This is a genomic window from Streptomyces sp. NPDC008238, from assembly GCF_042956445.1.
Lineage (GTDB): Bacteria > Actinomycetota > Actinomycetes > Streptomycetales > Streptomycetaceae > Actinacidiphila.
Genome location: NZ_JBIBGK010000019.1, coordinates 79515 through 104596, shown reverse-complemented (window position 1 = coordinate 104596; position 25082 = coordinate 79515). Strand labels below are relative to the sequence as shown.

The 25082-nt window shown below is 74.3% G+C and carries 24 protein-coding genes and 1 pseudogene; 15 read left to right on the top strand and 10 right to left on the bottom strand.

Annotation, left to right across the window (positions count from 1 at the left end; genetic code table 11):
* Nucleotides 1–24 precede the first annotated feature (24 nt).
* From sigJ to ACFZAU_RS30205, 3 genes are all read right to left on the bottom strand, one after another.
* Complete coding sequence (sigJ, locus tag ACFZAU_RS30215) at nucleotides 25–954, bottom strand: RNA polymerase sigma factor SigJ (RefSeq protein ID WP_500554757.1); 930 nt, start codon at nucleotides 952–954, stop codon at nucleotides 25–27.
* A 117-nt stretch (nucleotides 955–1071) separates the two neighbouring features.
* Nucleotides 1072–1338 (bottom strand): WhiB family transcriptional regulator, encoded by a 267-nt coding sequence (locus ACFZAU_RS30210; protein ID WP_500464085.1) that lies wholly within the window; start codon nucleotides 1336–1338, stop codon nucleotides 1072–1074.
* Between the two features lie 273 nt (nucleotides 1339–1611).
* Nucleotides 1612–2115 (bottom strand): sigma-70 family RNA polymerase sigma factor family protein, encoded by a 504-nt coding sequence (locus ACFZAU_RS30205; protein ID WP_500554756.1) that lies wholly within the window; start codon nucleotides 2113–2115, stop codon nucleotides 1612–1614.
* A gap of 432 nt (nucleotides 2116–2547) precedes the next feature.
* Here ACFZAU_RS30205 and ACFZAU_RS30200 point away from each other — a divergent pair, with 432 nt between their 5' ends.
* From ACFZAU_RS30200 to ACFZAU_RS30190, 3 genes are all read left to right on the top strand, one after another.
* Nucleotides 2548–5055 (top strand): ATP-binding SpoIIE family protein phosphatase, encoded by a 2508-nt coding sequence (locus tag ACFZAU_RS30200; RefSeq protein ID WP_500554755.1) that lies wholly within the window; start codon nucleotides 2548–2550, stop codon nucleotides 5053–5055.
* Between the two features lie 452 nt (nucleotides 5056–5507).
* Nucleotides 5508–6989 (top strand): aldehyde dehydrogenase, encoded by a 1482-nt coding sequence (locus ACFZAU_RS30195; protein ID WP_500554754.1) that lies wholly within the window; start codon nucleotides 5508–5510, stop codon nucleotides 6987–6989.
* A 32-nt stretch (nucleotides 6990–7021) separates the two neighbouring features.
* Entirely contained in the window at nucleotides 7022–8554 is a 1533-nt protein-coding gene (locus ACFZAU_RS30190) for a GMC family oxidoreductase (protein WP_500554753.1), read from the top strand.
* Nucleotides 8555–8577: 23 nt separating this feature from the next.
* On the opposite strand, the gene ACFZAU_RS30185 is transcribed toward ACFZAU_RS30190, so the two are convergent.
* Together ACFZAU_RS30185 and ACFZAU_RS30180 are read right to left on the bottom strand one after the other, a co-directional pair.
* Complete coding sequence (locus ACFZAU_RS30185) at nucleotides 8578–9315, bottom strand: DUF6193 family natural product biosynthesis protein (protein ID WP_500554752.1); 738 nt, start codon at nucleotides 9313–9315, stop codon at nucleotides 8578–8580.
* Nucleotides 9316–9377: 62 nt separating this feature from the next.
* On the bottom strand, nucleotides 9378–9686 hold the full coding sequence (locus ACFZAU_RS30180; protein ID WP_500554751.1) for a hypothetical protein: 309 nt from the start codon (nucleotides 9684–9686) through the stop codon (nucleotides 9378–9380).
* A 4-nt stretch (nucleotides 9687–9690) separates the two neighbouring features.
* Here ACFZAU_RS30180 and ACFZAU_RS30175 point away from each other — a divergent pair, with 4 nt between their 5' ends.
* Together ACFZAU_RS30175 and ACFZAU_RS30170 are read left to right on the top strand one after the other, a co-directional pair.
* Nucleotides 9691–10287: a TetR/AcrR family transcriptional regulator gene (locus ACFZAU_RS30175; RefSeq protein WP_500554750.1), complete on the top strand. Its 597-nt coding sequence runs from the start codon at nucleotides 9691–9693 to the stop codon at nucleotides 10285–10287.
* 103 nt (nucleotides 10288–10390) lie between these two features.
* Nucleotides 10391–11020 (top strand): SMI1/KNR4 family protein, encoded by a 630-nt coding sequence (locus ACFZAU_RS30170; RefSeq protein WP_500554749.1) that lies wholly within the window; start codon nucleotides 10391–10393, stop codon nucleotides 11018–11020.
* Here the strand turns inward: ACFZAU_RS30170 and ACFZAU_RS30165 are convergent.
* Complete coding sequence (locus ACFZAU_RS30165; RefSeq protein ID WP_500554748.1) at nucleotides 11008–12663, bottom strand: alpha-keto acid decarboxylase family protein; 1656 nt, start codon at nucleotides 12661–12663, stop codon at nucleotides 11008–11010. The genes ACFZAU_RS30170 and ACFZAU_RS30165 overlap by 13 nt on opposite strands.
* A gap of 266 nt (nucleotides 12664–12929) precedes the next feature.
* Between ACFZAU_RS30165 and ACFZAU_RS30160 the strand changes: the two genes are divergently transcribed.
* Nucleotides 12930–13097, top strand: a complete 168-nt coding sequence (locus ACFZAU_RS30160) for a hypothetical protein (protein WP_500554747.1) — start codon at nucleotides 12930–12932, stop codon at nucleotides 13095–13097.
* A gap of 40 nt (nucleotides 13098–13137) precedes the next feature.
* Here ACFZAU_RS30160 and ACFZAU_RS30155 read toward each other — a convergent pair whose 3' ends face one another.
* Nucleotides 13138–14073, bottom strand: a complete 936-nt coding sequence (locus ACFZAU_RS30155) for a helix-turn-helix transcriptional regulator (protein WP_500554746.1) — start codon at nucleotides 14071–14073, stop codon at nucleotides 13138–13140.
* Nucleotides 14074–14289: 216 nt separating this feature from the next.
* Between ACFZAU_RS30155 and ACFZAU_RS30150 the strand changes: the two genes are divergently transcribed.
* Entirely contained in the window at nucleotides 14290–15264 is a 975-nt protein-coding gene (locus tag ACFZAU_RS30150) for an aldo/keto reductase (RefSeq protein WP_500554745.1), read from the top strand.
* A gap of 15 nt (nucleotides 15265–15279) precedes the next feature.
* On the opposite strand, the gene ACFZAU_RS30145 is transcribed toward ACFZAU_RS30150, so the two are convergent.
* Both ACFZAU_RS30145 and ACFZAU_RS30140 read right to left on the bottom strand, forming a co-directional pair.
* Nucleotides 15280–16062, bottom strand: a complete 783-nt coding sequence (locus tag ACFZAU_RS30145) for a DUF899 family protein (RefSeq protein ID WP_500554744.1) — start codon at nucleotides 16060–16062, stop codon at nucleotides 15280–15282.
* A gap of 172 nt (nucleotides 16063–16234) precedes the next feature.
* Nucleotides 16235–16789 (bottom strand): DoxX family protein, encoded by a 555-nt coding sequence (locus tag ACFZAU_RS30140; RefSeq protein WP_499600567.1) that lies wholly within the window; start codon nucleotides 16787–16789, stop codon nucleotides 16235–16237.
* 376 nt (nucleotides 16790–17165) lie between these two features.
* Here ACFZAU_RS30140 and ACFZAU_RS30135 point away from each other — a divergent pair, with 376 nt between their 5' ends.
* From ACFZAU_RS30135 to ACFZAU_RS30100, 8 genes are all read left to right on the top strand, one after another.
* Entirely contained in the window at nucleotides 17166–18134 is a 969-nt protein-coding gene (locus ACFZAU_RS30135; protein WP_500554743.1) for an alpha/beta hydrolase, read from the top strand.
* A 295-nt stretch (nucleotides 18135–18429) separates the two neighbouring features.
* Entirely contained in the window at nucleotides 18430–19566 is a 1137-nt protein-coding gene (locus tag ACFZAU_RS30130) for an MFS transporter (protein WP_500554796.1), read from the top strand.
* Nucleotides 19567–19705: 139 nt separating this feature from the next.
* Nucleotides 19706–20812: a PP2C family protein-serine/threonine phosphatase gene (locus ACFZAU_RS30125; RefSeq protein WP_500554742.1), complete on the top strand. Its 1107-nt coding sequence runs from the start codon at nucleotides 19706–19708 to the stop codon at nucleotides 20810–20812.
* Between the two features lie 180 nt (nucleotides 20813–20992).
* The gene (locus ACFZAU_RS30120) at nucleotides 20993–21616 is read left to right on the top strand and encodes a hypothetical protein (protein WP_500554741.1); all 624 of its coding nucleotides are present in this window, start codon (nucleotides 20993–20995) and stop codon (nucleotides 21614–21616) included.
* Nucleotides 21617–21661: 45 nt separating this feature from the next.
* Complete coding sequence (locus ACFZAU_RS30115) at nucleotides 21662–22120, top strand: SUKH-4 family immunity protein (RefSeq protein ID WP_500554740.1); 459 nt, start codon at nucleotides 21662–21664, stop codon at nucleotides 22118–22120.
* Between the two features lie 61 nt (nucleotides 22121–22181).
* Complete coding sequence (locus ACFZAU_RS30110) at nucleotides 22182–22475, top strand: ArsR/SmtB family transcription factor (protein ID WP_499600573.1); 294 nt, start codon at nucleotides 22182–22184, stop codon at nucleotides 22473–22475.
* The gene (locus tag ACFZAU_RS30105; protein WP_500554739.1) at nucleotides 22472–22870 is read left to right on the top strand and encodes a VOC family protein; all 399 of its coding nucleotides are present in this window, start codon (nucleotides 22472–22474) and stop codon (nucleotides 22868–22870) included. Before ACFZAU_RS30110 ends, ACFZAU_RS30105 begins: the two co-directional genes overlap by 4 nt.
* A 168-nt stretch (nucleotides 22871–23038) precedes the next feature.
* A complete protein-coding gene (locus ACFZAU_RS30100) occupies nucleotides 23039–23551 on the top strand; it encodes a hypothetical protein (RefSeq protein ID WP_500554738.1) in 513 nt (170 codons plus the stop codon).
* A gap of 62 nt (nucleotides 23552–23613) precedes the next feature.
* Here the strand turns inward: ACFZAU_RS30100 and ACFZAU_RS30095 are convergent.
* A pseudogene (locus ACFZAU_RS30095) lies at nucleotides 23614–24995 on the bottom strand (SMI1/KNR4 family protein).
* Nucleotides 24996–25082: the final 87 nt, after the last annotated feature.

The window sequence follows — 25082 nt, the reverse complement described above, 5'->3', positions numbered from 1 at the left end:
GTGGCCAGGCCAGGTCCAGCGCGCCTACGCCCAGGAGGCCAGCTTCTCCGGGTTCAGGGTGAGCCACACGTCGGTGATCCGTGATCCCACGACGTTCAGGGTGACGACGGCCACCACCGCCCCGTCCGAGCGGCAGACCAGGGCCGGGCGGTGGGCGGCGTTCTCCAGGGTGATGCCGGTCATGGCGAGACCGCTCTCCCTGCGGGTCACACCGATGAGGTAGCGCGCCGTCCTGTCCGCTCCGCGGATGGGCCTGAGTGCGGCCCTGACGTGTCCGCCCCCGTCGGCCCTGGCGGTCACCTGCGGGTCCAGCAGCGTGATCAGACGGTCGGGTTCGCCCGTCTGGCAGGCCCTCTTGAACTCGCGGACCAGCCGCCGGTACTCCTTCTGGTCCGCCTCGTGCCTGCGGGCGGAGGCGATGCCGCGGCGGGCGGCCACGGCCAGCGCGCGGCAGCTCTCGGCGCTGCGGCCGACGATGGCGGCGATCTCGGCGAAGGGGACCTTGAAGACGTCGTGCAGGACGAAGCTCACGCGCTGCGCCGGGGTGAGTGCCTCGAGCAGGACCAGCATCCCCATCGTGACGGACTCGTCGAGGGCGGCCCGGTCGGCGGGGTCGTCCGGCTGCCCCGGCCTCCGCACGCTGCTCCACGCCGCGCTGTCCGGCAGGGGCTCGGGCAGCCACTCGCCCGTGTACCGCTCCCTGCGCACCCGGGCGGAGCCGAGGTGGTCCAGGCAGATCCGGCCGGCCACACGGACGAGCCAGGCCGTGGGGGACTCGATGCCGGCGCGTGCCGACGGGGACATGCCGTACCAGCGGGCGTAGGTCTCCTGGACGACGTCCTCGGCGTCGTGCGTCGAGCCGAGCATCCGGAAGGCCAGCGCCATCAGCATGGGCCGGTCCTCGAGCGTCGGGTTCGAGCGGGTGCTCAGTCGTCCCGCGTCCTTGCCCCGCATGAGCGTGAGTCCTAGGGCCGAGGAGACACCTGTGCGGCGGCGCAGGGCCTCCATGAGTGTCTTGGTTCCATCGTGCAGGCCGGGGCGGGAACCGGCGAGCCGTCCGCCGTGGGGCGGTCAGGCCGCGGTACCGCCCGCTCCTCTCAGCCGCTCGCGCTGGGTGCGTCGCTGCATCGCGCGCCGTTCGGCCTCGGTGGTGCCGCCCCAGACGCCCTCCATGGGGCCGGCTCCCAGCGCCCACTCCAGGCAGCGCTCCCGTACGGGGCAACGGTGGCACACGGCCTTGGCCTCGCCGATCTGCACCATTCCCAGACCGCTGCCGCTGATGGGGAAGAAGAGTTCCGGATCTTCCTCACTGCAGGCGGCGGCTTCGCGCCAATTCATGGAAGTCTCCTCAGAGGTGGTCACGGCCGTTCCCCGGCGGCTGACCCGCGCCGGACGAATTCCTGCGAGTGCCATGCTGGGATGCTATGGACGAGTACGCCGTGCCGTCCAAGACGCATATACGAAGGCGTCGATAGACACAGCCTATGGTCGCAATCCGGACATCCTGTGGCGGTCCTCGCACAGGAAGTGCCCGGTATTCCCGGAAGGGGCCGCTTCCCCTTTCACCGGAGGCACGGCGGGACGGCCCGCCGGGATGCCGGGGGCCGGCCCTCACGACCGCTCCCAGCCGCGCAGCTTGTCGGGGTTCAGGACGAGCCAGACGTTCACGACCCGGTCGCCCCGCACGTCGAGGCTGATCGCCGCGGCGGCCTCGCCGCCGCGTCCGACCACCAGCCCGGCCCGGCCGTTGAACGTGGCCTCGGCGATGACGACGCCGTCCCGCGGGGCCAGCAGCCCGCCCAGGCAGCGGGTGACGTCGTCCGCCCCGCCGACCGGCCGTTCCGGGGTGCGGATCCTGCCGCCGCCGTCGAAGACGGCCGAGACGTCGGGGGCCAGGAGTCCGGCCAGGAGCCGCAGGTCGTGCGACTCGCACGCCTTCCGGAACGCGCGGACCGCCTCCCCGTGCCGTCCGGTCCCGGCCGGTCCGGCCCGGAGGCCGCGCAGGGACTGCCGGGCCGGTTCCGCGGCGGCCCCGGCCCCGCGCGCGAGGCCGAGCAGCATTCTCCGCTCTTCCAGCAGATCGGATATGGGCGCGACTTCTTCCGCGTATTTCATCGGCTTACCCGGCCTTTCGGAGCGGCGTGCGTGAACGACCGGACGACGTAGGTCCGAACGTCGCCGGTTTCGCACCGCGACGGCCTTTGTCCGGCGGTGCGGCGCTCGTACGGAAAGACGAAGCAGCCGCTCCGGGTGTGAGGCTCCGATGTCCCGGCCACCGGTGAAGACGGTCGCGGAAGGGAGTTGGCGCACCGTGCGGCGCCCGGGCCGGGCGCGGGTTGCCGGGCACCCGCCCGAGGAATTGTCCCGCGAATACGTCGTGGAATTGGACCACACTCCCGGCCGTGCGCATGCGTAGCCTTTCCGGCATGGACGTGTCCGGAGCACCCGCGCATCCCGAACCTCCCACGGCTGCCTGACGCACCGGGTCGCACGGCCGCACCACCGCGAGGGAGCGCGCACCGCGGGGGGACACAGGAGGAACGACCGATGAGCAGTACCAGTGGAACGGCGTCGTCCGAGGCGAACGGGGCCGCCGCCCCGGGCGGGGCGGCGACGGCACTCCTCGACTCGGAGGGCACCGTGGCCGGTTGGTCGCAGGCCGCCCAGCGGCTCGCCGGCTACGCCGCCGCGGACGTGGTCGGCCGGCCCGCCCGTGTGCTGCTGGCCGACGGCGACGCGCACGCGGAGGCCGCCGCGGCGGGCCAACTCCGCCGCCGGGGCCGCTGGTCGGGCCCCGCGCGGATCCGTCACCGCGACGGGCACGCGATCGGCGTGCGCCTGACGGCGCAGTCACTGGCCGGCCGCGACGGCCGCGCGCAGTGGCTCGTGTCGGCCTCCGAGACGTCCTCCCACGCCTCCTGGACGGCGAACGGCCCCGTGGCGGCGGAGCCGCCGCCGGCCGCGGTCGCGATGCCGCATCGGATGCCGATCGGCATCGCGATCCGCGACACCCAGGTCCGCTGCATCTGGGTGAACGACGTCCACGAACTCGGCAACGGCGCCGGCCCGCCCCCGCAGTTGCCGGGGAGCCCGCCCCACCCGGTCCCCGGCACCGAGGCGGAGTCGCTCGAGGCCGTCATGCACCGGATGCTCGAGAGGGGTGACCTCGTGATCAACGGGGACTACCAGGCCTCCCCGCCCGCCCGGGCGCGCCAGGAGCCGGCGGCGGCCCCCTCCCTCTTCCGCCTCGACGACGCGCAGGGCCGCCCGCTGGGCGTGTGCACGGTGGACGCGGACGACGCCGACGGCCGCCGCGCGCAGGAGCGCCTGCGCATCCTGGACGAGGCCGGCAGGCGCATCGGCACCACCCTGGACGTCATGCGGACCGGGCAGGAGCTGGCCGACCTCGCCGTGCCCGCCCTCGCGGACTACGCCACCGTCGACCTGGCCGAGTCCGTCCTGCTGGGCGGGGAGCGACCCGCCCGGTCCCGCCCCGAGGGCGCGGGACCGACCCCGGCCGTCCGCCGCGCCGGCCTGGCCTCGATCCGGCCCGGTGCGCCGGAGTCGCTGTTCGCCCGGGGAGATCCGGTCTCCACCCCGCCGGCGTCGCCGTTCACCGGGGTCCTGCGCTCCGGCAGGGCCCGTCTGGAGCCGGTGCTGAACGGCTCCCCCGGCACGTGGCTGGACCACGACGACGCGGCACGCGCCGCCAAGGTCCGCCGGCACCGCATGCACTCGCTGATGCTCCTCCCGATCCGTGCCCGGGGGGCCGTCCTCGGCGTGGCGACGTTCATCCGGACCGAGGACCCCCGGCCGTTCGAGGCCGACGACCTGCTCCTCGCCGAGGAACTCGTCCGGCGGGCCGCCACCTGCCTGGACCAGGCCCGCCAGTACGCGCGCGAGCACTCCGCCGCCCTCGCCCTGCAGCGCCACCTGCTCCCGCGCCGCGCCACGGGCGGGGCCGCCGCCGACGTGGCCTGGCGCTACCTGCCCGCCGACAGCCACCACGGCGTCGGGGGCGACTGGTTCGACGTCATCCCGCTGTCCGGGGCCCGGGTCGCCCTGGTCGTCGGCGACGTCGTCGGACACGGCATCAACGCGGCGGCCACCATGGGCCAGCTCCGTACGGCGGTGCACACCCTCGCCGACCTGGACGTGCCCCCGGACGAGTTGCTGGCCGCCCTCGACAAGCAGGTCACCCACCTCGCCGAGGCCGACGCCGGCCCGGACGGCGCCCCGGACGGCACGACCATGACGGCCACCTGCCTGTACGCGGTGTACGACCCCGTCACCCGCCTGTGCACCCTGGCCCGGGCCGGGCACCCCCCGCCCGCGGTCGTCGGCCCGTACGGCGGCGTCACCTTCCCCGACCTGCCCGTCGGGGCGCCGCTCGGCCTCGGCCTGGCCCCCTTCGAGGCCGTCACGCTGGAACTGCCCGAGGGCAGCGTGCTCGCCTTCTACACCGACGGCCTGATCGAGGACCGCGACCACGACATCGACGTCGGCATGGACCGCCTGGGCGCGGCCCTGGCACGGCCCGGCCTCCCGCTCGAGGAGCTGTGCTCGTCGGCGGTGGCCTCACTGCCCGAGGGGGCGCCGAACGACGACGTCACCCTGCTCCTGGCACGGACCCGCTCGCTCGGTCCGGGCAGTGTGGCGTCGTGGCGGTTCCCCGCCGACGCGGCCGTCGTCGGGCGCGCACGGTCGCTCGTCACCCGGCAGTTGGCCCGGTGGGGGCTGGACGGTCTGGCCGAGTCCACGGCACTGATCGTCAGCGAACTCGTCACCAACGCCGTCGTCCACGGCGACGGGGGCTGCGACCGCGACCGCACGATCCGCCTGCGCCTGATCCGGCACGCCGTACTGACCTGCGAGGTCAGCGACACCAACCACAGCCGTCCGCTGCTGCGCCGGCCCACCGCGACCGACGAGCACGGCCGGGGGCTCTTCCTCGTCTCCCAGTTGTCCCCCGCGTGGGGTGCCCGGCACCTTCCGGACGGCAAACTCCTCTGGGTCGACCAGGAGCTGACGCCGGGGGCGACCCCTCCATCGTGATACCTTATGACCCTTTTTCGGATAAATGTTAGCACTTGTTGCGTCTCGCGGCTTATCAGCGCTACGCTTCCTGGACATCCCCCCACAACACCATCCGGGAACCTCCGGACGCCGCGAAGGACATCACCTTCGACCCCCGTACACCCCCAGGGGAAGCGTCCGCGAAGCCACCCGCACACCCGCCGGGGCCGGCGACGGCTTCGCGCCGACTCCCGCTCCCCGAGCAGGGGTTGGAGCCGGAGCCGGACACGCTTCCGCGCCGCCCGACCGAGCCCGGCGACACCGCCGACGTGCACGACGCCACCCCGTGCGTCCCCGGCCGGGCGCCGCACCCCCGCGGGCCCGCGCCTGATCGGCCCCACCCTTCGCTCTGGCACCAGCGGCCCCAGCGCCACCTCCAGGCACCGTGCTGCGCAGGAAACACGGCGCCCCCGCACAGCAGGAGAACCACCGTGACTCTCACCGGCGAGAACACCGTCCAGCAGCTGCTGATCGACGGCACCTGGCAACAAGCGGCCGACGCGCACACCTTCGAGGCACGCGATCCCTTCACCGGCGACATCGCCTCCCAGGCCGCGGCGGCCCTCTCCGTGGACGTCCTGCGGGCGGTCGACGCCGCCGAGCGGGTCTTCCCCGCCTGGGCGGCACTGCCGCCCAACGAGCGGCGCCGCCTGCTGTGGGCGGCCGCCGACACGCTCGAGGCACGGGCCCCGGAGATCGCCGAGGCGATCACCGTCGAGATGGGCGCCCCCGCCTCCTGGGGCCACTTCAACACCACCACCCTCGCGGAGAAGTTCCGCTACGCGGCGAGCGCGGTCCACGACGGACTCACCGGCGAGCTCATCCCCTCGGAGGTGCCGGGCCGCACCTCCATCGCGATCCGCAAGCCGGTCGGCGTGGTCGCCTGCGTCGTCCCGTGGAACGCCCCGGCACTGCTGGTCGGCAACTCCGTCCCGTACGCGCTGGCCGTGGGCAACACGGTGGTGATGAAGGCGTCCGAGCAGACCCCGCGCACGCACGGCCTGGTCGCCGAATGCCTCACCGAGGCCGGGCTGCCCCACGGGGTGTACAACCTCGTCACCAACGCGCCCGAGGACGGCCCCGAGGTGGTGGAGGCGCTCATCGCGCATCCGGCCGTACGGCGGGTGCACTTCACCGGGTCGAGCCGGGTGGGACGCCTCATCGCGCAGCGGGCGGCCGCGCACATGAAGCAGGCGATCCTCGAACTCGGCGGCAAGGCACCGGTCCTGATCCTCGCCGACGCCGACCTCGACCGGGCGGTCAGCGCCACCGCCTTCGGGGCGTTCGCCAACTCCGGCCAGGCGTGCCTGTCCACCGAGCGCATCGTCGTCGACCGCGCCGTCGCCGAGGAGTTCACCCGGCGCCTGGCCGCCGTCGCCGCAGGTGTCACCTACGGTGACCCACGCGACCCGCGCACCGCGCTCGGCCCGGTCGTCGGACCGGACAGCATCGCGCGGCTGTCCGACCTGGTCCTCGACGCCGTCGCGGGCGGCGCCCGGCTCCTGACCGGCGGCACGTCCGAGGGGCCGTGCTTCGCGCCGACCGTACTGGCCGACGTCACCCCGGACATGCGGGTCTACCGGGAGGAGTCCTTCGGCCCCCTGGTCAGCGTCATCACCGTCGACGGACCCGAGGAGGCCCTGCGCGTCGCCAACGACAACGACTACGGCCTCACCTCGGCCGTCTTCACCCGGGACATCGCCCTCGCGCTCGACCTCGCCAAGCGCATCAACGCCGGCATGTGCCACATCAACGGCACCACCCTCGACGACGAACCCCAGATGCCCTTCGGCGGCGTCAAGAACAGCGGATACGGCAAGTCCGGCGGCCACGCGGGCCTGGAGGAGTTCACCGAACTCCAGTGGATCACCATCGAGGGCTCCCAGCCGCCGCGTTACCCCGTCTTCGAATGACCGACATCCTCGAATGAGCGACCGGGACGACCATGGAATCGACGACCGGCAGCTACGACTACGTCGTGGTCGGCGGCGGGACGGCGGGCAGCGTGCTCGCCGCCCGGCTGTCCGAGCCCGGCGACGCCCGCGTCCTGCTCCTCGAAGCGGGCACGGCGCAGACCTCACCCGACATGAGCACACCACCGGCCTGGCCGGCGCTGCTGCGGACGTCCGCGGACTGGGGGGACACCACCGTCCCGCAACGGGCCGGCGGCACCGGCGTGCTCCTGGGCCGCGGACGCACGCTCGGCGGCGGCTCCGCCATCAACGCCATGAACTTCGTCCGCGGCCACCGCTCCAGCTACGAAGCGTGGGCCGGCACCGGCCTGGAGGAGTGGGGGTTCGACGGGCTGCTGCCCTACTTCAAGCGCAGCGAGAACACCTCGGGTCGGGACCCGGCCCTGCGCGGGGTCGGCGGCCCCCTGACCGTCGGACCGCCCGACCCCCCGCACCCGGTCGTGGCGGCCATGCTCGAGGCCGCGGCGGAGACCGGTCACCCCCGGGCGACCGACATCAGCGGCGGCGCGGAGGAGGGCTTCGGCTGGTCCGACCTCAACATCGTCGGCGGCCGACGGCAGAGCGCCGCCGACGCCTACCTGGGCCCGGCCCTGCACCGCCCGAACCTGACGGTGGTGACCGGCACCCATGTGCGCCGGCTGCACATCAGCGGCGGGCGGTGCACCGCGGTGGAGTACGTCACCCGGCGCGGCAGGGCGGCGCTCGTCGGCTGCTCGGCCGAGGTCGTCGTCACAGCGGGCGCCATCGGATCGGCGCAACTGCTGATGCTCTCCGGCATCGGCCCCGCGGAGCACCTGCGCGGGACGGGCGTCGACGTCCTGGTGGACCTCCCGGGCGTCGGGTCGGACCTGCAGGACCATCCCATCGCCAACCTCGTCTACCGCTCGGCGCGTCCGGTCCCCGCGGGCGTCAACAACCACGGCGAGGCACTCGGCCTGGTGCGCAGCGCGGCCGCCCTCGACGGCCCGGACCTCCAGGTGCTCTTCGTCGACGCCCCGGGCCACGTCCCCTCCGCCGACGGCCCCGGCCCGGGCCAGGGGTACACCATCGCCGTCTCCGCGATCCTGCCCCACAGCCGCGGCAGCGTCCGCCTCGCGAGCGCGGACCCCGATGTCCTGCCGCTCGTCGACCCGGACTACTACGCCGACGGCCGGGACCTGGCCGCCGTGGTCGAAGGGCTGCGCCTGGCGCGGGAGATCGGCCAGGCGGACGCGCTCGGCGACTGGCGCGGGCACGAGGTCCTGCCGGGCCCGCAGGTCGCGGACGACGCCGGCCTGCGGGAGTACGCGCTCAGCACCCTCTGCTCGTACATGCACCCCGTGGGCACCTGCCGCATGGGCGGACGGGACGACGCGGGCTCCGTGGTCGACCGGACGCTGCGTGTCCACGGCATCGACGGCCTGCGCGTCGCCGACGCCTCCGTCATCCCCTCGATCCCCTCCGCCAACACCAACGCCACGGTCTACGCGATCGCCGAACGGGCCGCCGAGCTGCTCCGCTCCTGACGGCGCGCCGTCCCCGACGGCCGTCAGGGCGACCCGGACCCCACGGGGCCGAGCCCGGGCGGCAGATGGCGGACGGCGACCGCCACGGCCTCCCGCGCCGTGGCCGTCACGGCGAGCACGCCCCCGCCGACGAGGTCCGCACTGACGGTGAACTCGTCGCTGTCGTACGCCTTCAAGCGCGGCCCCGCCACGGTCAGGCCGGGGCGGGTGGTGGTCGAGAAGCACAGCGCCCAGCCCATCCTGAACGGGTACAGGGCCCGCAGCGCCGGCACGGCGTACGCCGCCTCGATCAGCGGCCGGTACCCGGGCACGGCCACCGTCCTCGCCTCCTTGCGCAGGCCGCGCCACTCGGAATCGGCCAGCAGCGCGGGGTCCCCGTCGGGCACCTCGAACCGGCCGGTCAGGAGCACGAAGGGCGCGGCCCGGCGGATGTCGCTCAGCGACGCTCCCTCGCACCACGCCCGCGCGGCCCTCACGAGCTGCCCGAACTCCCTTGCGGCGCCCTCCACGAGCGGCATCCCCTGCACCGCGTCCGCACCGCGGATCCACCACCGCCGCTCGAACTCCGACGCGTTGACGCGCAGCGGGCCCCGGTGCGGCACCCTGCTCCCGACGAGGGCACCCGTCAGCGGGTCGCCGGACGAGGCGGTCACGGGCAGGCGGAAGCCCCCCTGTTCGGCTCCGGCCCGGAGGGCGGCGGCGAGCCCGCCGCCCTCCGCGATGTCCGGATAGAGCTCTGCCGTGTCACGTTGCTGGGCCACGACCGCAGATTCTGCCGCAACGGGCCGTGAGGCGTGGAGAAGTGATCGCGCGCAAGCCTCGGTCACACGCCCTGGGCGGGGACGGACTCACCCGTAAGTCGTTCTGCCTCCTGCCACAGCCGGGCCGCGGCGGACCTGTCGCGGCCGGGGCGCGGGAGCGGGACGGTCTTGGTCGGACCGATGAGTCCCCAGCGGGGACCGTAGTAGCCGCCGGGGACGGCGCCGGGGTCGGATGCGGCGTACAGCAGGGGTTCGGCGCCCTGCTCGGGTCCCTGCGAGGGGACGATCCGGTAGGCCAGGGATTCGATGAGGCCCGGGCGGCCGCCGTTGAGGTTTCGGGCCCCCCTCGACGCGGCGGACGCGATGCTCACCGAGATGACGGTGGCCGAACTCACCCTCAGCGCCCTGAGCCGCCGGGTCTGCCTCGCCAAGGCCAACGTGCTGCGCTACTTCGAGTCGCGCGAGGCGGTACTGCTGGAGTTGCTGGAGACCCAGGTGACCGACTGGATCGCCGAACTGGAACGCGAAGCCGTTCCCACCGGTGGCTCCGTCGAGGAGCGCGGGGACCGGCTTGCCGAACTCCTGGCCGTCTCGATGGCACGCCGCCCCGTCCTGTGCGACCTGCTCAGCTCGCAGGCCTCGGTACTGGAACACAACATCTCCGCCGAGGTCGCGATCAAGCACAAGCACACCGCTCGGGAATCCCTGGGGAGCCTGGTCGCTCTCGCCGCCCGGCACCTGCCAGAACTGAGCGACGACGGTGCCGCGGCCCTCGTGGAGACGACCCTGCTGATGGCCGTCGCAGCCTGGCCGTGCAGCCGCCCCCCGCAAGCCCTCCTCACCGCCTACGCCTCCGATCCCGCGCCGGCGGCCATGCACATCGACTTCACCGACGCCGTGCGCCGGACAGCGGAAGTGACCGCCTCCGGCGTCCTGGCGCGCCGCAGAACTCCGGACGGGACCGTCGCCTGAACCCCGACCGTGCCGGCGTCACGCATCGACCAGGTGGTGCCGCCCGAAGTAGGGGACGCCTGCTGCGCGCCGCCCGCCGGACCGCTACGCGTACGCTCGCATCGTGAACGAGCAGGGAAAGGCCTCCGTGTCGACGTCCTGGCAGCGCATCGACGCGTGGCTGGCCGCCCGAGCCCCGGCCGCGCTCGCACGGCTCGGCCCTCCTGCCCCGCGTGACGAAATCCGGGAGGCCGAACGCGCGTTGGGGACAGCGCTCCCCGGCGAACTGGTCGAGTCGTTGTGCTGCCACGACGGGGCGACGGAGTGGTCAGGACTGCTGCCGGAGGGTCAGTCCCCGCTCGCCGTCGCGGCGATCGTGAAGCACTGGCGCATGTGCATGCAGGTGGCCTCGGACGTCGACGGCCTGACCGCACGCCCCTGGGACGACGAACCCTGGTGGCACCCCCTCTGGGTCCCCTGGGCCGTGGGTGCCGACGGCACCGCCCAGGTCCTCGATCTGCGTCCTGGCCCCGGTCACGGCCGCCTCGGCTGGGCGGGACACGGCGACTGCGGCGACTTCTCCGATGCGTCGCCAAGCCTCACGCGGTACCTGCACGACGTGGCGGAAGCCCTGCACCGGGGCGGCGACGTCGGCGGGATGCGCGCCGTACCGACGTCCGACGGCGACCTGTGGTGGGGGGACGGCGGGGCCGTCGGCGTCGGGGGGCCGCGCGGCGCCGGTCAAGTGGAGTAGAGGCTCCCGATGTTGTCGTGGAGCTGGGTGGCCAGCGGCGGTGCGGTGTAGGTGTCCGTCATGACCTCGATGTAGCAGCCGGTGCCGGACTCCGCCGCCGTGCGCATCGCCTGGTCGAGTTCGGCGAGGGTCGAGACGCGGGCGGTGAACCAGTCCTCGCAGCCCAGGGCCTCGGGGAGTGCGGAGTAGCGCCAGTTGGCGAGGTCGTTGTAGGCGATGTCGGGATGCTTGCAGAGCAGGCGCTCGATCAGGTAGCCGTGGTTGTTCAGGACGAACACCACCGGCCGCAGCCCGTACCGCCCGAACTGGCTGATCTCCTGCGCGGTGAGCTGGTGCGAGCCCTCGCCCGTGATGAGGACGACGCGCCGGCCGTCCCCGGCGGCGGCGACGGCCGCGCCGACCGCGGCGGGGGTGGCCCAGCCGATCGAGCCCCACAGGGTCTGGTTGTGGAAGGTCGCTCCGCTGGGCAGCCTGGCGAACGCCAGGCCCATGGAGGCGGTTCCGGTCTCGGCGACCAGGATGTCGTCCGGCTGGAGGAAGTCCTCCCAGCGGGGATAGAGGTTCTCGGCGGTGATGGAGTCGCCGCCGCTGCCGCCCGCCGGGCCCATGCGGGTCACCTCGGCCTCGATGTGCGGCCACTGCCTGCGCGGCAGCTGTGCGGCCAGCGCGGGGAGGAGGTCCTTCATCTCCACGCTCTGGTAGGTCATGCCGTCGACGCTCACGTGGTGGTGGCGGATGTCGATCGTACGACCGGGGTCGAGGTTGGCGGTGAACGCGCCGCTGTTGAAGTCGTGCATCAGCGCACCGATCAGGACGACGACGTCGCTGCCCTCGACGAAGCGGCGGACGCTCTCGTTCATGAGCTTGCCGTCGTACATGCCGGAGTAGGCGGGCTGTTCCTCGTTCAGGACGCCCTTGTCGGCCATCATCGTGGCGAAGGGCATCCCGGTGGCGTCCAAGAAGCGCTGGACCTCGTCCGCGAGACCGGAGCGGGCGGTCAGCACGCCGGGGAGGGCGCACGCGCTGTTCGCCCGGCCCAGCATGTCGGCGATCGCCTGCACGGCGGCGTCCAGCTGTGCGGGGTCGCTCGCGGGCGCGGGGATCGGCTGGGCCGACCCGACCATCGGCATCTCGGCCAGGTCGGCGGGGAAGGCCATGTAGACGGGACGGCGGTGGTGGAACGCCGCCGCGATGAGGCGCTCGGTCTCCGACGCGACGTTCTGCGGCGTCATGACGGCGCTCGCGCACACCACGGGCTCCGCCATCTTGAGGAAGAGGCCGAACTCCCCGTTGCCCAGGGTGTGGTGGACGATCGAGTGGTGCGCCTGGACGGGCATCTTGGGCATGCCCACCAGGTGGAACACCGGCAGGTGGTCGGTGTACGCGCCGGCGATGGCGTTGATCGCGCTGAGTTCCCCGACCCCGTAGGTGGTGCACACCGCGCCCACACCATGGACGCGGGCGTAACCGTCGGCGCTGTAGCCCGCGTTGAGCTCGTTGCAGCTGCCGATCCACTGCATGTCCGGGTGCTCGGCGATGGCGTCGTTGACGGGGAAGGCGTAGTCGCCCGGGACACCGAAGACATGACGCACACCGATGTCGCGCAGCCGGTCCAGGACGTGCTGGATGACGGTGGTGGACATGAGGAGGTTCCTTTCCTGGTCACGGCACCACCGCCCCGGCGGCGCGGAGCGGCGACGGGCGTCACAGGGAGCGGTCACCGCCGGCGCCGGAGGGGCAACAGCCGGACATTTCACCCCCGGAACATGCTGTCCGCATCCCGCGATGGGTGCAACCGGAGCGATCACCCCCATGAGCTGCACGAACTGTCACGAGGGCCCGGCGGATCGGCCGAAACCCTCACCCCATCGCCGACACCACTCCGCCCCGGCGCGGAACCGCCGTCTCCGTGCTCGTCGTCTGGCCGGTGCTCTCACTCGCCGGATGGGGCGCGGCCCGCCTCCTCGGCGGCCCGGAGGACCTCGTCGACTCCGTCGTGAGGGTGGGCACGCTCATGGCGGCGGTCGCGGCAGTGGAGAGCACGCGCCGCCGACGGCAGCGCCGCCGCACCAGGTAGCGCCCGCAACTCTCGTTCCCTCAGCGGGTGTTCGGGCCGCCTACCGCGGGGTGTCGCGGCTGCGCAGTGGGGCCGGCAGGGCGTCGGGGGCTGCGTCGCTGTCGTGGCCGCCCGTGCCGGCGGCGCGCTGGGTGCCGATCATGTCGAGGAGGACCATGGCGTCGTGGTCCGGGGTCCCCTCCTCGGCGTAGTAGGCGACGAGCCGGTGCCCGGGGGTGCCGTCCAGTTGCATCGGCTGGTAGCCGAGGGTGAGGTCGCCGACCTCGGGGTGCCGGAAGTGCTTGGTGCCGGGGCGGTGCGGCCGGACGTCGTACCGCTCCCACAGACGGGCGAAGTCGTCGCTCTTCAGCAGCAGTTCGCCGACGAGCCGGGCCAGGTCCGGCGCGTCGGGGTCGATGCCGGCCAGCGCCCTGAGGCGGGCGACGCAGCCGCGGATGCGGGTCTCCCACTCGGGGAACAGATCGCGGGCAGCCGGGTGCAGGAAGTAGTAGCGGGCCAGGTTGCGCCGCGTGGCCGGCCAGTCCTCGATGCCCGCGTAGAGGTGCAGGCCCGCGGGGTTCGCGGCGAGCACGTCCAGGGTGCGGCTGAGGACGTACGCGGGTGCGGGCCGCAGGCTCTCCAGCATGAGCCGGACACCGGGTTGCACCGCGCTGCTGGGCACGGCGGGCGGCTCGGCGGCGCTGCGCGTGGCCCGGGCGGCCAGCCGGCGCAGATGCTCGTGCTCGTCGCCGTCCAGGAGCAGCGAACGGGCGAGGGAGTCGACGACGGCGGGGCTCGGGCGGGTCTCCTTGCCGCGCTCCAGTCGCGTGTAGTAGTCGATGCTGACCCCGGCGAGGGTCGCGAGCTCCTCGCGGCGCAGCCCCGGGGTGCGGCGGATTCCCGGGCCCTCCGGGAGGCCGACCTGCTCGGGGGTGACCTGGGTGCGGCGGGCGCGCAGGAACCCCGCCAGGTCGTTGCTGTGCTGGTCAGGGCTCATCCGCCCAGTGTGCCAGCCGGCCGGCGCGGACGAGGCCGACGTGGGGGGCCGTACCGCACCCCCGAACACCGCTCCCCGTCGCGGCACGCCCTGCCACGGCGTCCGCCGCGGCGGGAGGGTGGCGGAGCAGCACGGGGCAGCCGCCCCGGGCGGCACACCGTTCACGGACTGTGACCGAGCAGCCCGCCCCGTTCGACACGAAGGCAAGGACACAGCATGCGCACCACCACCCTGGGCACCCACGGACCGCGGGTCGGCGTCATCGGCCTGGGCGCCATGGGAATGAGCTTCGCCTACGACATGGCCGTCCCTCGTGACGAGGCCACCTCCGTCTCCGTCGTCCACCAGGCCCTGGACCTGGGCGTGACCCTGATCGACACGGCCGACGTCTACGGCCCGTACACCAACGAGGAACTCCTCGGCCGGGCCCTGGCCGGCCACCGCGAGCGCGCGGTCCTCGCCACCAAGGCGGGCATGGAGTGCCTCGACCCCACCGGCGGCCCCGGCGGCTCCCCGCTGGTCAGGCCCAACGGCCGGCCCGAACACATCCGCGCCGCCATCGACGCAAGCCTGCGCCGCCTGGGCACCGACCACGTCGAGCTCTACCAGCTGCACCGCGTCGACCCCGACGTCCCGCTCGAGGAGACCTGGGGCGCCATGGCCGAGGCCGTCGCCGCGGGCAAGGCCCTCCACCTGGGGCTCTCCGAGGTCGGCGTCGACCAGATCGAGCGCGCCCGCGCCGTCCACCCGGTGACGACCGTGCAGTCCGAGTTCTCCCTGTGGACCCGCGACGTGCAGGCCGAGGTCCTGCCCCACTGCGAGCGGCACGGCATCGGCCTGCTGCCGTACTCGCCGCTGGGCCGCGGCTTCCTCGCCGGCCGGTTCGCCTCCTTCGACGAGCTGCCGCAGGACGACCAGCGCCGCCGGCTGCCGCGCTTCCAGGACGACAACCTGCGGGCCAACCTGGACATCGCCGCCAAGGTCCGCGAGGTCGCCGACCGGGTCGGCGCCACCCCCGCGCAGGTGGCCCTCGCCTGGCTCGGCGCCCAGGGCCCGCACGTCGTCCCCATCCCCGGCACCAAGACCCCGAAGTACCTCGCCGACAACGCGGCCGCCGCGGACGTCCGGCTGTCCGCGGCCGACCTCGCCGACCTCGACGCCATCCAGCCTCCCGTGGGCGCCCGCTACTGAGCGGAGCAGGGCCCGTCAGTGGTGGTGGCCGCGCCGGCCGAGGGTCTCCACGGGGCCGGCGCCGGGGCGGGTCCACTGCGGTACGGGCCGGCTGGCCGGGCCCCACGTGGCGTTGCCGTCCGCGTCCGAGCGCCAGGACCAGCACGCGGCGCCGCCCTCGGGCCGCCCCTCGGGGTTGTCCTCCCACGTCTCGCGGCGGCCGTACGGCGTCATGTCGAGCAGGCCGAGGGAACCGTTGACCCGCTCGTTCCCCCGGCCCGTCGTGGAGTAGGTGAGGAACACGCGGTCGCCGTCGCGCAGGAAGGAGGTGATCTGCCCCATGCCGTCGCCGACCGGGCCCGGCACGTCGCGCACCGAGTACCAGGGCTGGGTGTAGCCCATGAACGCGACGTAGGAGGCCACCTCGTCCCAGCGGCCGGTGGTCAGGACGGCGAACGAGACGCCGCGGGCGTTGAGGTAGACGGCGTCCTTGAGGTGCCAGGCCGTGGTGGTGCAGCCCTCGCACTGCCCTTGGTGCGGCGCGCCGTCGTACCACATGTGCTTGTAGACCACGAGCTCGTCGCGGCCCTGGAACAGGTCGAGGAACGGCACCGGGCCGTCGGCCCCGACGACCTCGGCCGTCCCGTCGAGCTCCACCATCGGCAGCCGGCGCCGGGCCGCGGCGAGGGCGTCGCCCTCCCGGGTGTGGGCCTTCTCGCGGACCAGCAGCTCGTCACGGGCGGCCTGCCAGGTGGCCGGGTCGACCACGGGCGGGCGGCCGGGCGCCGCGGTGGTCGGGTCGTCGGGCATGGTCGTCATGGGGGCCTCCGTGGTGTCTCGTACCGGGCGGTGCCGTACGGCCTTCCGGGGCCGTCACCACTGTGGACCCGTGCCCGGGCCGGAACTCATCGCCCTCGGCGGTGACGACCGTAGGCCTCCCCGGGCCCCGTGGCTGCCCGCCGGGCGGCGCGGGGCCTCCGGCACGGCGTGGTCAGCCGCGGAACAGCAGCACGATCGTGCCCAGCACCACGCCGAGGACGACCGCGGCGACGCCGTTGCCCACCCGGTGCGCCCGCACGCCGGGCACGTGACGGTCCAGCGCGAAGCGGCCGGGCCCGACGACGGCGAGGACGACGGCCACCGCGGCGATGAGGAGTTCGTACTCCACCCCGGCCGGGGCGAAGAACCCGCCGCTCCACTTCAGGGCGATGGCGTTGGCCATGACGCCGAGCACCGCCGCCGCGGCGAGCGGGGTCAGCAGCCCGACGGCCAGGCCCAGGCCTCCCAGCACCTCGCTGAGCCCGGCCATCACGGCCATCGCCTTGCCCGCCGGGTAGCCGGCCGAGGTGAAGACGCGTCCGGCGCCGTCGAGGCCCACCCCGGAGAACCAGCCGAACAACTTCTGCGCTCCGTGGCTCGCCATCGTCAGCCCGAGCACCAGCCGCAGGAGCAGCAGCCCGGCGTCGTGGACGTACGGCGGGACGCCGTGCTCGTCGAGCGCGTGGGAGCCGGAGCGGGACAGCGTGCCGAGGGGGGAAGCGGACATGTCTGGGGCCCTTCGTGGGGATGCCGTGCGCGGCCTGCGAGCCGGACGTCGCGACGGCGGCTCACCGCGCGGCCGGTCACGCCTCACGCCTCACGCCAGCAGCGTGGCCCGACGCGGCGCCGTCCGGCGCGCGGCACGCCGGACGTTAGGTCCATGGGGGTCGCATGCCGTGCCACCGATGGCCCCCTCCGCGCCCCGGCAGGGTCCTCCGGTGGCGTCCGGGAGACGCCGCGCTGCCCACGAACGCCGGGCACCACTCCCGCCGCCGGGCGAGATCTTTGACCCGGCAAGGATTCGGCACGTACACTCCGCACCTGACTTCAGTAATTCAAGTCAGAAGCGGGGCAAGGCGTCCCGCGCACAGGAGGAGTTGGCGTTGGCTTTCCCGTTCGACCCGGAACTGGCCCTGAGGATGTCGCGGTCCGCCTCGGCGGACGAACGCGCGGCGGTCGCGCGGATGCGGGCGGAGGCGGCGTCGATGGAGGCCGATCCCTACGCACCGCCGGTCCCGGTCGACGTCCGCGAGGCCACCGTGCCGGGCCCGCCGGGCGCTCCGGACGTCCGGGTGCACGTCTACCGGCCCGCGGGACACCGCGCGAGGCTGCCCGCCCTGCTGTACCTGCACGGCGGCGGCTTCGTCATCGGCCTCGTGGACTTCTTCCGCAACGAGACGACCCGCATCGCCGCGGAGGTCGGTGCGGTCGTGGTGTCGGTGGACTACCGCGTCGCACCCGAACACCCCTATCCGGCGGCCCTGGAGGACTGCCACGCCGCCCTGTGCTGGCTGGCGGGGCACGCGGACGCGTTGGGGGTCGACCCGGGCCGGATCGGCGTGGCCGGGGAGAGCGCCGGCGGCAACCTGGCGGCGGCGGTCGCCCTGTACGCACGCGACCACGGCGGTCCCGCCCTGCGCATGCAGTACCTGGGCGTCCCCATGCTGGACGACCGCCTGACCACCCCGTCCATGCAGACCTTCGTCGACACCCCGGGCCTCGACCGCCGCGGCGTCCAGCACAGTTGGGACCGCTACCTCGGCGGCAGGGGGCTGCGCGGCGGCAGCGACGTCAGCCCGTACGCCGCCCCGGCCAGGGCGCGGGAGCTGGCCGGGCTGCCGCCCGCGTACGTCGCGGCCGCCGAGTTCGACCCGCTGCGGGACGAGGCCCTGGCGTACGCCGGGCGCCTGATCACCGCGGGCGTGCCCACCGAGCTGCACCACTTCCCGGGTGCCTTCCACGGCGCGGCCCAGCTGGCCCCGCGGACCGAGGTGGGCCGGCGCATGATCGCCGGACAGCTCGACGCCCTCCGCCGCGGCCTGCGGGCCGGACCGGCGGGCGGCACGGACTGACGCCGTCCCACCCAGCGGCGGGCACCCGAACCTGACGGCCACCCGGCGAGCGCTCCGGCCGCCCGTACCAACCGTGCCGTCGGCCTGCTGCTCCTCGGGCTCCTCACCACAGGAGTACTGACCGCGTGACCGCCCGCCGGGCGCGGTACGACGGCGGTAGGTTTCCCGGTGTGCCGTACGCAGTGCCAGTCGACGACGTGATGCGACGCGGCCGGCGCACCGCACCGCGCGGAGCGCCGGCGGTGCCGCGGTGACCGCGGCGGCCCCGGGCCGGGAGGCGTCGCCGCGCCGGCGGATGTGGCCGCTGTACGCCGCCGGGTTCACCACCGCCTTCGGCGCGCACGGCGTCGCCGCGGGCCTCGGCGGCCCTTCCGAGGACGCCGTCACCTCCCTGATCGTCCTCGGCGGGCTGCTGGCCGTGTACGACGGCGCCGAAGTGGTCCTCAAGCCGCTCTTCGGCACCCTCGCCGACCGCGTCGGGGCCCGGCCGGTGCTCCTGGGCGGGCTCGTCGCCTTCGCCGCCGCCTCCGCCCTCTACGCCGTCGCGGACAGCCCGGGCCTGCTGTGGGCGGCCCGGCTGGGCCAGGGCGCGGCCGCCTCCGCCTTCTCCCCCTCGGCCTCCGCGCTCGTCGCGCGCCTCAACCCGGCGGCGGGGCAGGGGCGGGCGTTCGGCTCGTACGGCTTCTGGAAGTCGATCGGCTACACCCTCGGACCGCTGCTCGGCGGCGTCCTGATGTGGGCGGGCGGCCTGCGTCTGCTCTTCGCCGTCCTGACGGCCCTGGGCGCCGCCGTCGCCGTCTGGGCGGCGCTCGCGGTGCCCGCCGTACCGCCGCTCCCCAGGGCCCGGCAGACGCTGCTGGACCTGGGTCGCCGCCTGGCGGAGCCCGCCTTCCTGGCCCCGACCGCCGCCCTGGCCGGGGCGACCGCCGCCCTCTCGGTGGGCGTGGGCTTCCTGCCGGTCTCCGGTCGCGCGGCCGGCCTGGGCACCGTCGCCACCGGCGCGGCCGTGTCCGTACTCGCCGGGTGCGCGGCGATCGTGCAGCCCCGCGCCGGGCGCGCGCTGGACGCCGGCCGCCTCACAGTGCGGGGCGGCGTCACCGCCGGACTGCTGCTCGCCGCGGCCGGCCTGGGCTGCGCCGTGCTCCCCGGGCTGACGGGGGTGTTGTGCGGCGCCGCCCTCATCGGCGCCGGCACCGGACTGATCACCCCGCTCGGCTTCGCCGCGCTCGCCACCGCCACACCCCGCGAACGCCTCGGCCAGACCATGGGCGCCGCCGAACTCGGCCGTGAACTGGGCGACGCGGGCGGCCCCCTGCTCGTGGGCGGCGTCGCGGCCGCCTCCGCCCTCCCCTACGGCTACGCGGCCCTAGCCGCCCTCCTCGTCGCGGGCGCCGCACTCGCGGCCGCACGGCGGACACCGGACCGGGGATGAAGGACGCCTGCGCCGTCCGGCCGACGGCCGCCCCGTGACGGGGTACGGCGTGGGCGAGTCGGGTGACGTGGAGAGCGGGGCGGAGCGGGGGCGGTTAGCCTGAGCCGGCCAGGAGCCCGGTCGGCGTCGGGAGCAGCGCGTGGCGAGACTGGGAACGTGGAAGCGGCCGGGACGGCGGAGCCGCCTGATCCCGGCCACGCTGCTGTCCTTCGCCCTGCTGATCGACTTCGTCACCCCCCGCACCGTCAGCGCCGCCGCCCTCTACGCGGCCGCGATCCTGGCGGCCGCGACCCTGCTGTCCCTGCGCGGCACGATCCTCACCGGGGTGAGCGCGCTCGTCCTCGACTGGGCCATGTTCCGGTACTTCGGCTACCGCGAGAGCGCGGTCGCGGTGAGCGAGCTGGTCATGGTCGCGACGGTGACCGTGGTCGCCGTCCTCCTCAACCGGCTCCTCCACCACCGCGAGCGGCAGCTGCGGTCCGTGCGCGACATCGCCGCCGCCGTCCAGCGCGCCGTCCTGCCCGCACCGCCGGAGCGGATCGGCCCACTGCGCTTCGCCGCGCGGTACGAGGCGGCCCAGACGGACGCGCGGATCGGCGGGGACCTGTACGCCGTGGTCGACACCCCGTTCGGGGTGCGCTGCGTCATCGGCGACGTGCGCGGCAAGGGGATGGGTGCGGTCAGAGCGGTCTCCGTCGGCGTCGGCGCCTTCCGCGAGGCGGCCCTCCAGGAGCCCAGCCTGACCGGGCTCGTGCGGCGGCTGGAGCAGGCCGTCACCCTCGAGGCACGGCAGTCGGGCACCCTGACCGAGCTCGAGGGCTTCGTCACCGGCGTGCTGGCGGAGTTCCCCCGCGGTGGGGACGAGGTACGGCTGATCAACCGGGGCCACCCGGCGCCACTGCTCTTCCTGGGCGACACCGTGCGCTACGTCGAACCCGCCCGACCGGGCCTGCCCCTGGGTCTCGCCACCCTCGGCGAGGGCCCCGGCACCGTCGACACCCTGCCCTTCCCCGAAGGGGCCACCCTGCTGCTCTACACCGACGGACTCACCGAGGCCCGCGACGCGGCGGGCACCTTCTACGACCCCGTCGCCGGATGCAGGGGCCGCCGGCACCCCGGCCCGGACGCCCTCGTGGACGCCCTGCTCGCCGACCGGCACCGGCACACGGGCGGCCGGCGGACCGACGACACGGCACTGCTGGCCGTCACGCACGCGTCCGCGGCCGGGCGGACCGCGAACGGCTGAGCCTCCGTCACCTTTGGCGCACGCGTAGTCGAGGGGCCACGGAACACGTCGTCGGGCGGATCACCGGACGCGGCACGCACGACCAACTGCTCGCCCTCGACGTCAGGTAAGCGGCCGTGGTGCGCCGTGACACCGAACTCGCCCCTACGGCATGATCTTTGCCCATGGGACCACTCGACGGTGCCGACCTGCCGGCAGGTCGCCGAGCACGCCTGGACCGATGACCACGGCGATGTGATCAGCCTGCACTTCTTCGACCTGCCTCCGGACATACCGGCGCCCCTGGAGGAGCCGGACCGGCTGCGGCAGGCACTCGCCCGCTTCACGGCCGACGCGGGCGGCGGCCTCATCGAGGCCGACGTCGTCCGGGTCGCCGCTCTGCCGGCGCTGCGCCAGGTGCTCAAAGTGCCGCTGCCGGACCGGCCGAGAGGCCAGGCGTTCCTGGGCACGTACACCCTGCCGCGCGCGGCCTGCAGCGCGGTGGTCAAGGTGCAGGCCTTCGAGGACGGCGTCACGGGGATGCGCGAGGCCATGGTGCTCGCCGAACTCGGGCCTGAGCACTACTTCCTGGAGCATCCCTACGCGCCCGGGCTGCGCGGCGGGCTCCCCTTCCACCGCGCCGACGCGGAGGAGTACGACGCGCGCTTCCCCGACCACCCGCTCACCCGGGTACGGACGGCGCTCGCCCATCTCGCCGGGACCCTCGGCGCCGAACCCGGCTTCGCGGAGCTCCCGCCCTTCACCGGCCCCGCCCGCCGCGACCTCCTGGGACGGCTGACCAAGCGCACGCGCCGGGACCGGTGATCCGCCGGGCGGGGTTCCAGCCGCCGCCCGGGATAGGTTCTCCGCATGGACGACGCTGAGCTCGCCTCACTCCTGGCGGGATGCTCCGATTGGCCCTATCCGGGCGAGTGGCAGGGTGCGCCCTTCTCCGAGCGCACGGTCGAGGACGTCCGCTACGCCGTCGTGGCGCTCGACCCGGGCGTGAGCGCGATCGGCCTGCGCCGCACCGACGGCTCGCTGTGGCTGCTGGGGAACGACGGTACGGCGCGCCTGCTCAACTCGGGCCACGAGGAGTTCGTGGCGTTCTGCCGGGCCTACGAGCAGGCCGCCCATGAGGCGGAGCGGTACGAGGCGCCGGAGGACGACGACTCCGACGAGGCCCTGGAACGTGCGATGCGTGACGCCGACGCCCTGACCGACGCGCTGGTCGAGCGCTTCCGCGCGGTCGACGCGGCGGCGGTCGCCGACGAGAACTCCTACTGGCACATCGCAGCCGAGGAACTCGGCTACTCCATGGACGCCTGACCCCGGCACCGCAGGGCTCGACGGCTTGATAGGCAAGTCGTCACTTGCCTATGCTCGGGCCATGGCAGAGGATGTCTTCAAGGCACTGGCCGACCCCACCCGCCGACGCATCCTGGACGAGCTGGTGGAACGGGACGGCCAGACCCTGTTCGAGATCTGTGGACGGCTTGCCCTGAAGCACGGCCTCGGGCTGTCCCGCCAGGCGGTCAGCCAGCACCTGGCCGTGCTCGAGACGGCGGGCCTGGTGCTCACGCGGCGCCAGGGCCGGTACAAGTACCACGACCTGAACACCGAACCCCTTGAGCGCATCGTGACGCGGTGGCTCAGGCCCGACGCACCGGAGAGCACCCCATGAGGATCCACCTGTCCAGCGTCTTCGTCGACGACCAGGAGAAGGCGCTGCGCTTCTACACCGACGTGCTGGGCTTCGTGAAGAAGCACGACGTCCCGCTCGGCACGGACCGGTGGCTGACGGTGGTCTCCCCGGAGGACCCGGACGGGACGGAGCTGCTGCTCGAGCCCTCCGGCCATCCCGCGGTGAAGCCGTACACGTCGGCGCTGGTCGAGGACGGCATCCCGGCCACCTCCTTCGCCGTGGACGACGTGCGGGCGGAGTTCGAGCGGCTGCGCGGGCTCGGGGTGTACTTCACCCAGGAGCCCGTCCGGATGGGCCCGGTCACGACCGCCGTCCTGGACGACACGTGCGGCAACCTGATTCAGATCGTGCACAGCGACGACGCCACGGGCTGACCCGAAGGCCGGCCGCGGTCCGCCGCGGGAGCGGCCCGGCGGTCACGCACCCACGTTCGCCGAGGAGTCCGACGTCGCGAGGCCCAGCGCCCCGCGTACCCCGACGACGGCGTCCTGTACGCCCACGGCCGGAGCTGCCGGCATGATCCGGTCGATCGGGAACCGCACATGGGGGTTGATGTGTTCCATCGCGCACTGCGGCGCGCTCTGTTGGGCGGCGTCGCGTCCGTCCTCGTCCTGAGCGGCTGCTCGGCCGGCCCGGTGGCCGCCCGGCAGCCGGAAGCGGCCACGGCCCGCGCCACGCCCCGTTCGGCGGCGCCCGCCCCGCCGGTCGCGTCCGCCGCGTCCTGGCAGGATCCGGCGGAGGGGCTGACGGATGCCAGGATCTGGGTGTCGACGGGACGGCGCAGCGGCGGCCTGGAGCAGGCGCTGCCCGCGAAGCCCCCGGGCGGGACGGTCTACGTGGCGACGCAGTGCCAGGGCACGGGGACGCTCACCGTCGACGCGGGCCGCTACGGCACGTTCACGGAACACTGCTCCGGCCGGCCGGACGGCAGCCTCAACGGCGCGGCGATGACCACCGCCAAGGCCGCGACCCGGCTCAAGGTCACCGCGAGCCCGGGCGTCACCTGGGCGGTGGCGGTCGGCTGGGACCAACACGCCGAGGCGCCACCGGAGTAGCACCCTCGCGGCGGAAACGCTGCGCCGCTCCGGCCAGTGGGCTTCGCGGCCGGGTCGGCCGGCTACCCCACCGGTCCGAGGTGGCCCTCGAGCACGGTGACGGGGATCGGCGGGCGGTCCCAGAGGGCGAGGATCTCGTTGGCCAGGTCCACCACGGGGAGCGGGTGCCGGTCGCCGTGCACCTCGATGGCCGCGGCCAGCAGGCCGCGCGGGACGGCCCCGGCGTCCAGCAGGACGCGCCAGTGCTCTGGGCCGAGTTCGAGGTACTCCAGTCCGGTCAGCCCGGCGATCTCCAGCGGATCGGCGAGCGTGCCCGGGTAGGCCGTGAGGGCCCGCAGGCGGGGCAGTCCGACGACCGGGGCGAGGCTCAGCGGCTCGCCCTCCCGGACGCCGATGTTCAGGACCTCGAGCCCGGGGTGTGCGGCGGCCGCGACGCTGCCCAGGCTCCCGGTGTTGACCCAGGCCACGGCCTCGGGCTCGCCCGTCCGCTGTTCACCGGCGTGGGTCGGACGCCGGTCCGCGACCATGTCGGTGAGGGAGTCGGCGACCAGCTCGGCGCCGACGTTCTCCTCGTGGCTGAGGATGACGACCTGTCCGATGTGCCCGCGCGGACCCGGTGTCAGGTCGACCGCGATCCGGTCGCCGCCGCCGTTGTCGCCGAAGGCGATCCAGCCGGGTGAGCCGACCACCCCCTGCACCGCGGCGTCGGGAGCGGTGACCACCGCCTCGATCGCGGCGAACTCCCAGGGACACGGGCGTGAGGCCGCGTCGGCGACGTAGAGGTCGTCGAGCGACAACAGCTCGCAGCCGACCGCCCCGAAGACCCGCTTCGCCGCCTCGTAGTCGTCGGCCCAGTCCTCCCACCGGGCCCGCGTCACGCGGTACAGCGCCTTGAGTTCGTCGGGCAGCACGACGCCCAGGCGCTCCTCCGCCTCGGCGATCTCCGCCTCGGTGGCACCGATGGCGTCGGGGATCCGCTCGCGGAGCGTACGCTCCAGCCACGCCGGATCGGCCGTCGGGGACACAACCGCCTCCGGCGCCGGTTCGGGAAGGCGGCGCCAGGGCTCCGGGACCGCGTCCTCGACCAGGACGAGCGCACCCGGGTGCGCACCGCCGATCCCGGTCTCCACGGCGGGACTTGGGCCGTGCAGGTACAGGACAGTCCTTCCGTCCGGCTCGATCTCGGCGGTGAACGGGACGTCCTCCACGCCGGCGTCCGCCAGGGCGCTCCGCACCCCTCCACCGCGTCGAACTCGTCCTGCACGTCCTCGATCTGGAGGGCCCGTCCCGGCGCCGGGAACCTGGGCGGCATCGGCACGCTCCACGATCCGAGGCCGATCCGGCCCGCAACGTGGCCGCCCGGGGCCGCGAGCCGCTCCGCGTTGCCGGCCCGCAGGACCCTCAGCAGGGGCTCCCAGGTCGTGAAGTCGTGGATCGAGGACAACTGCGGCCTCCGGTGGCGCTGGTGAACGTGACGGAACGTGCTGTCCCGGCCGATGCTAGGCGCCACCACCGACACCGGCCCGTCCCC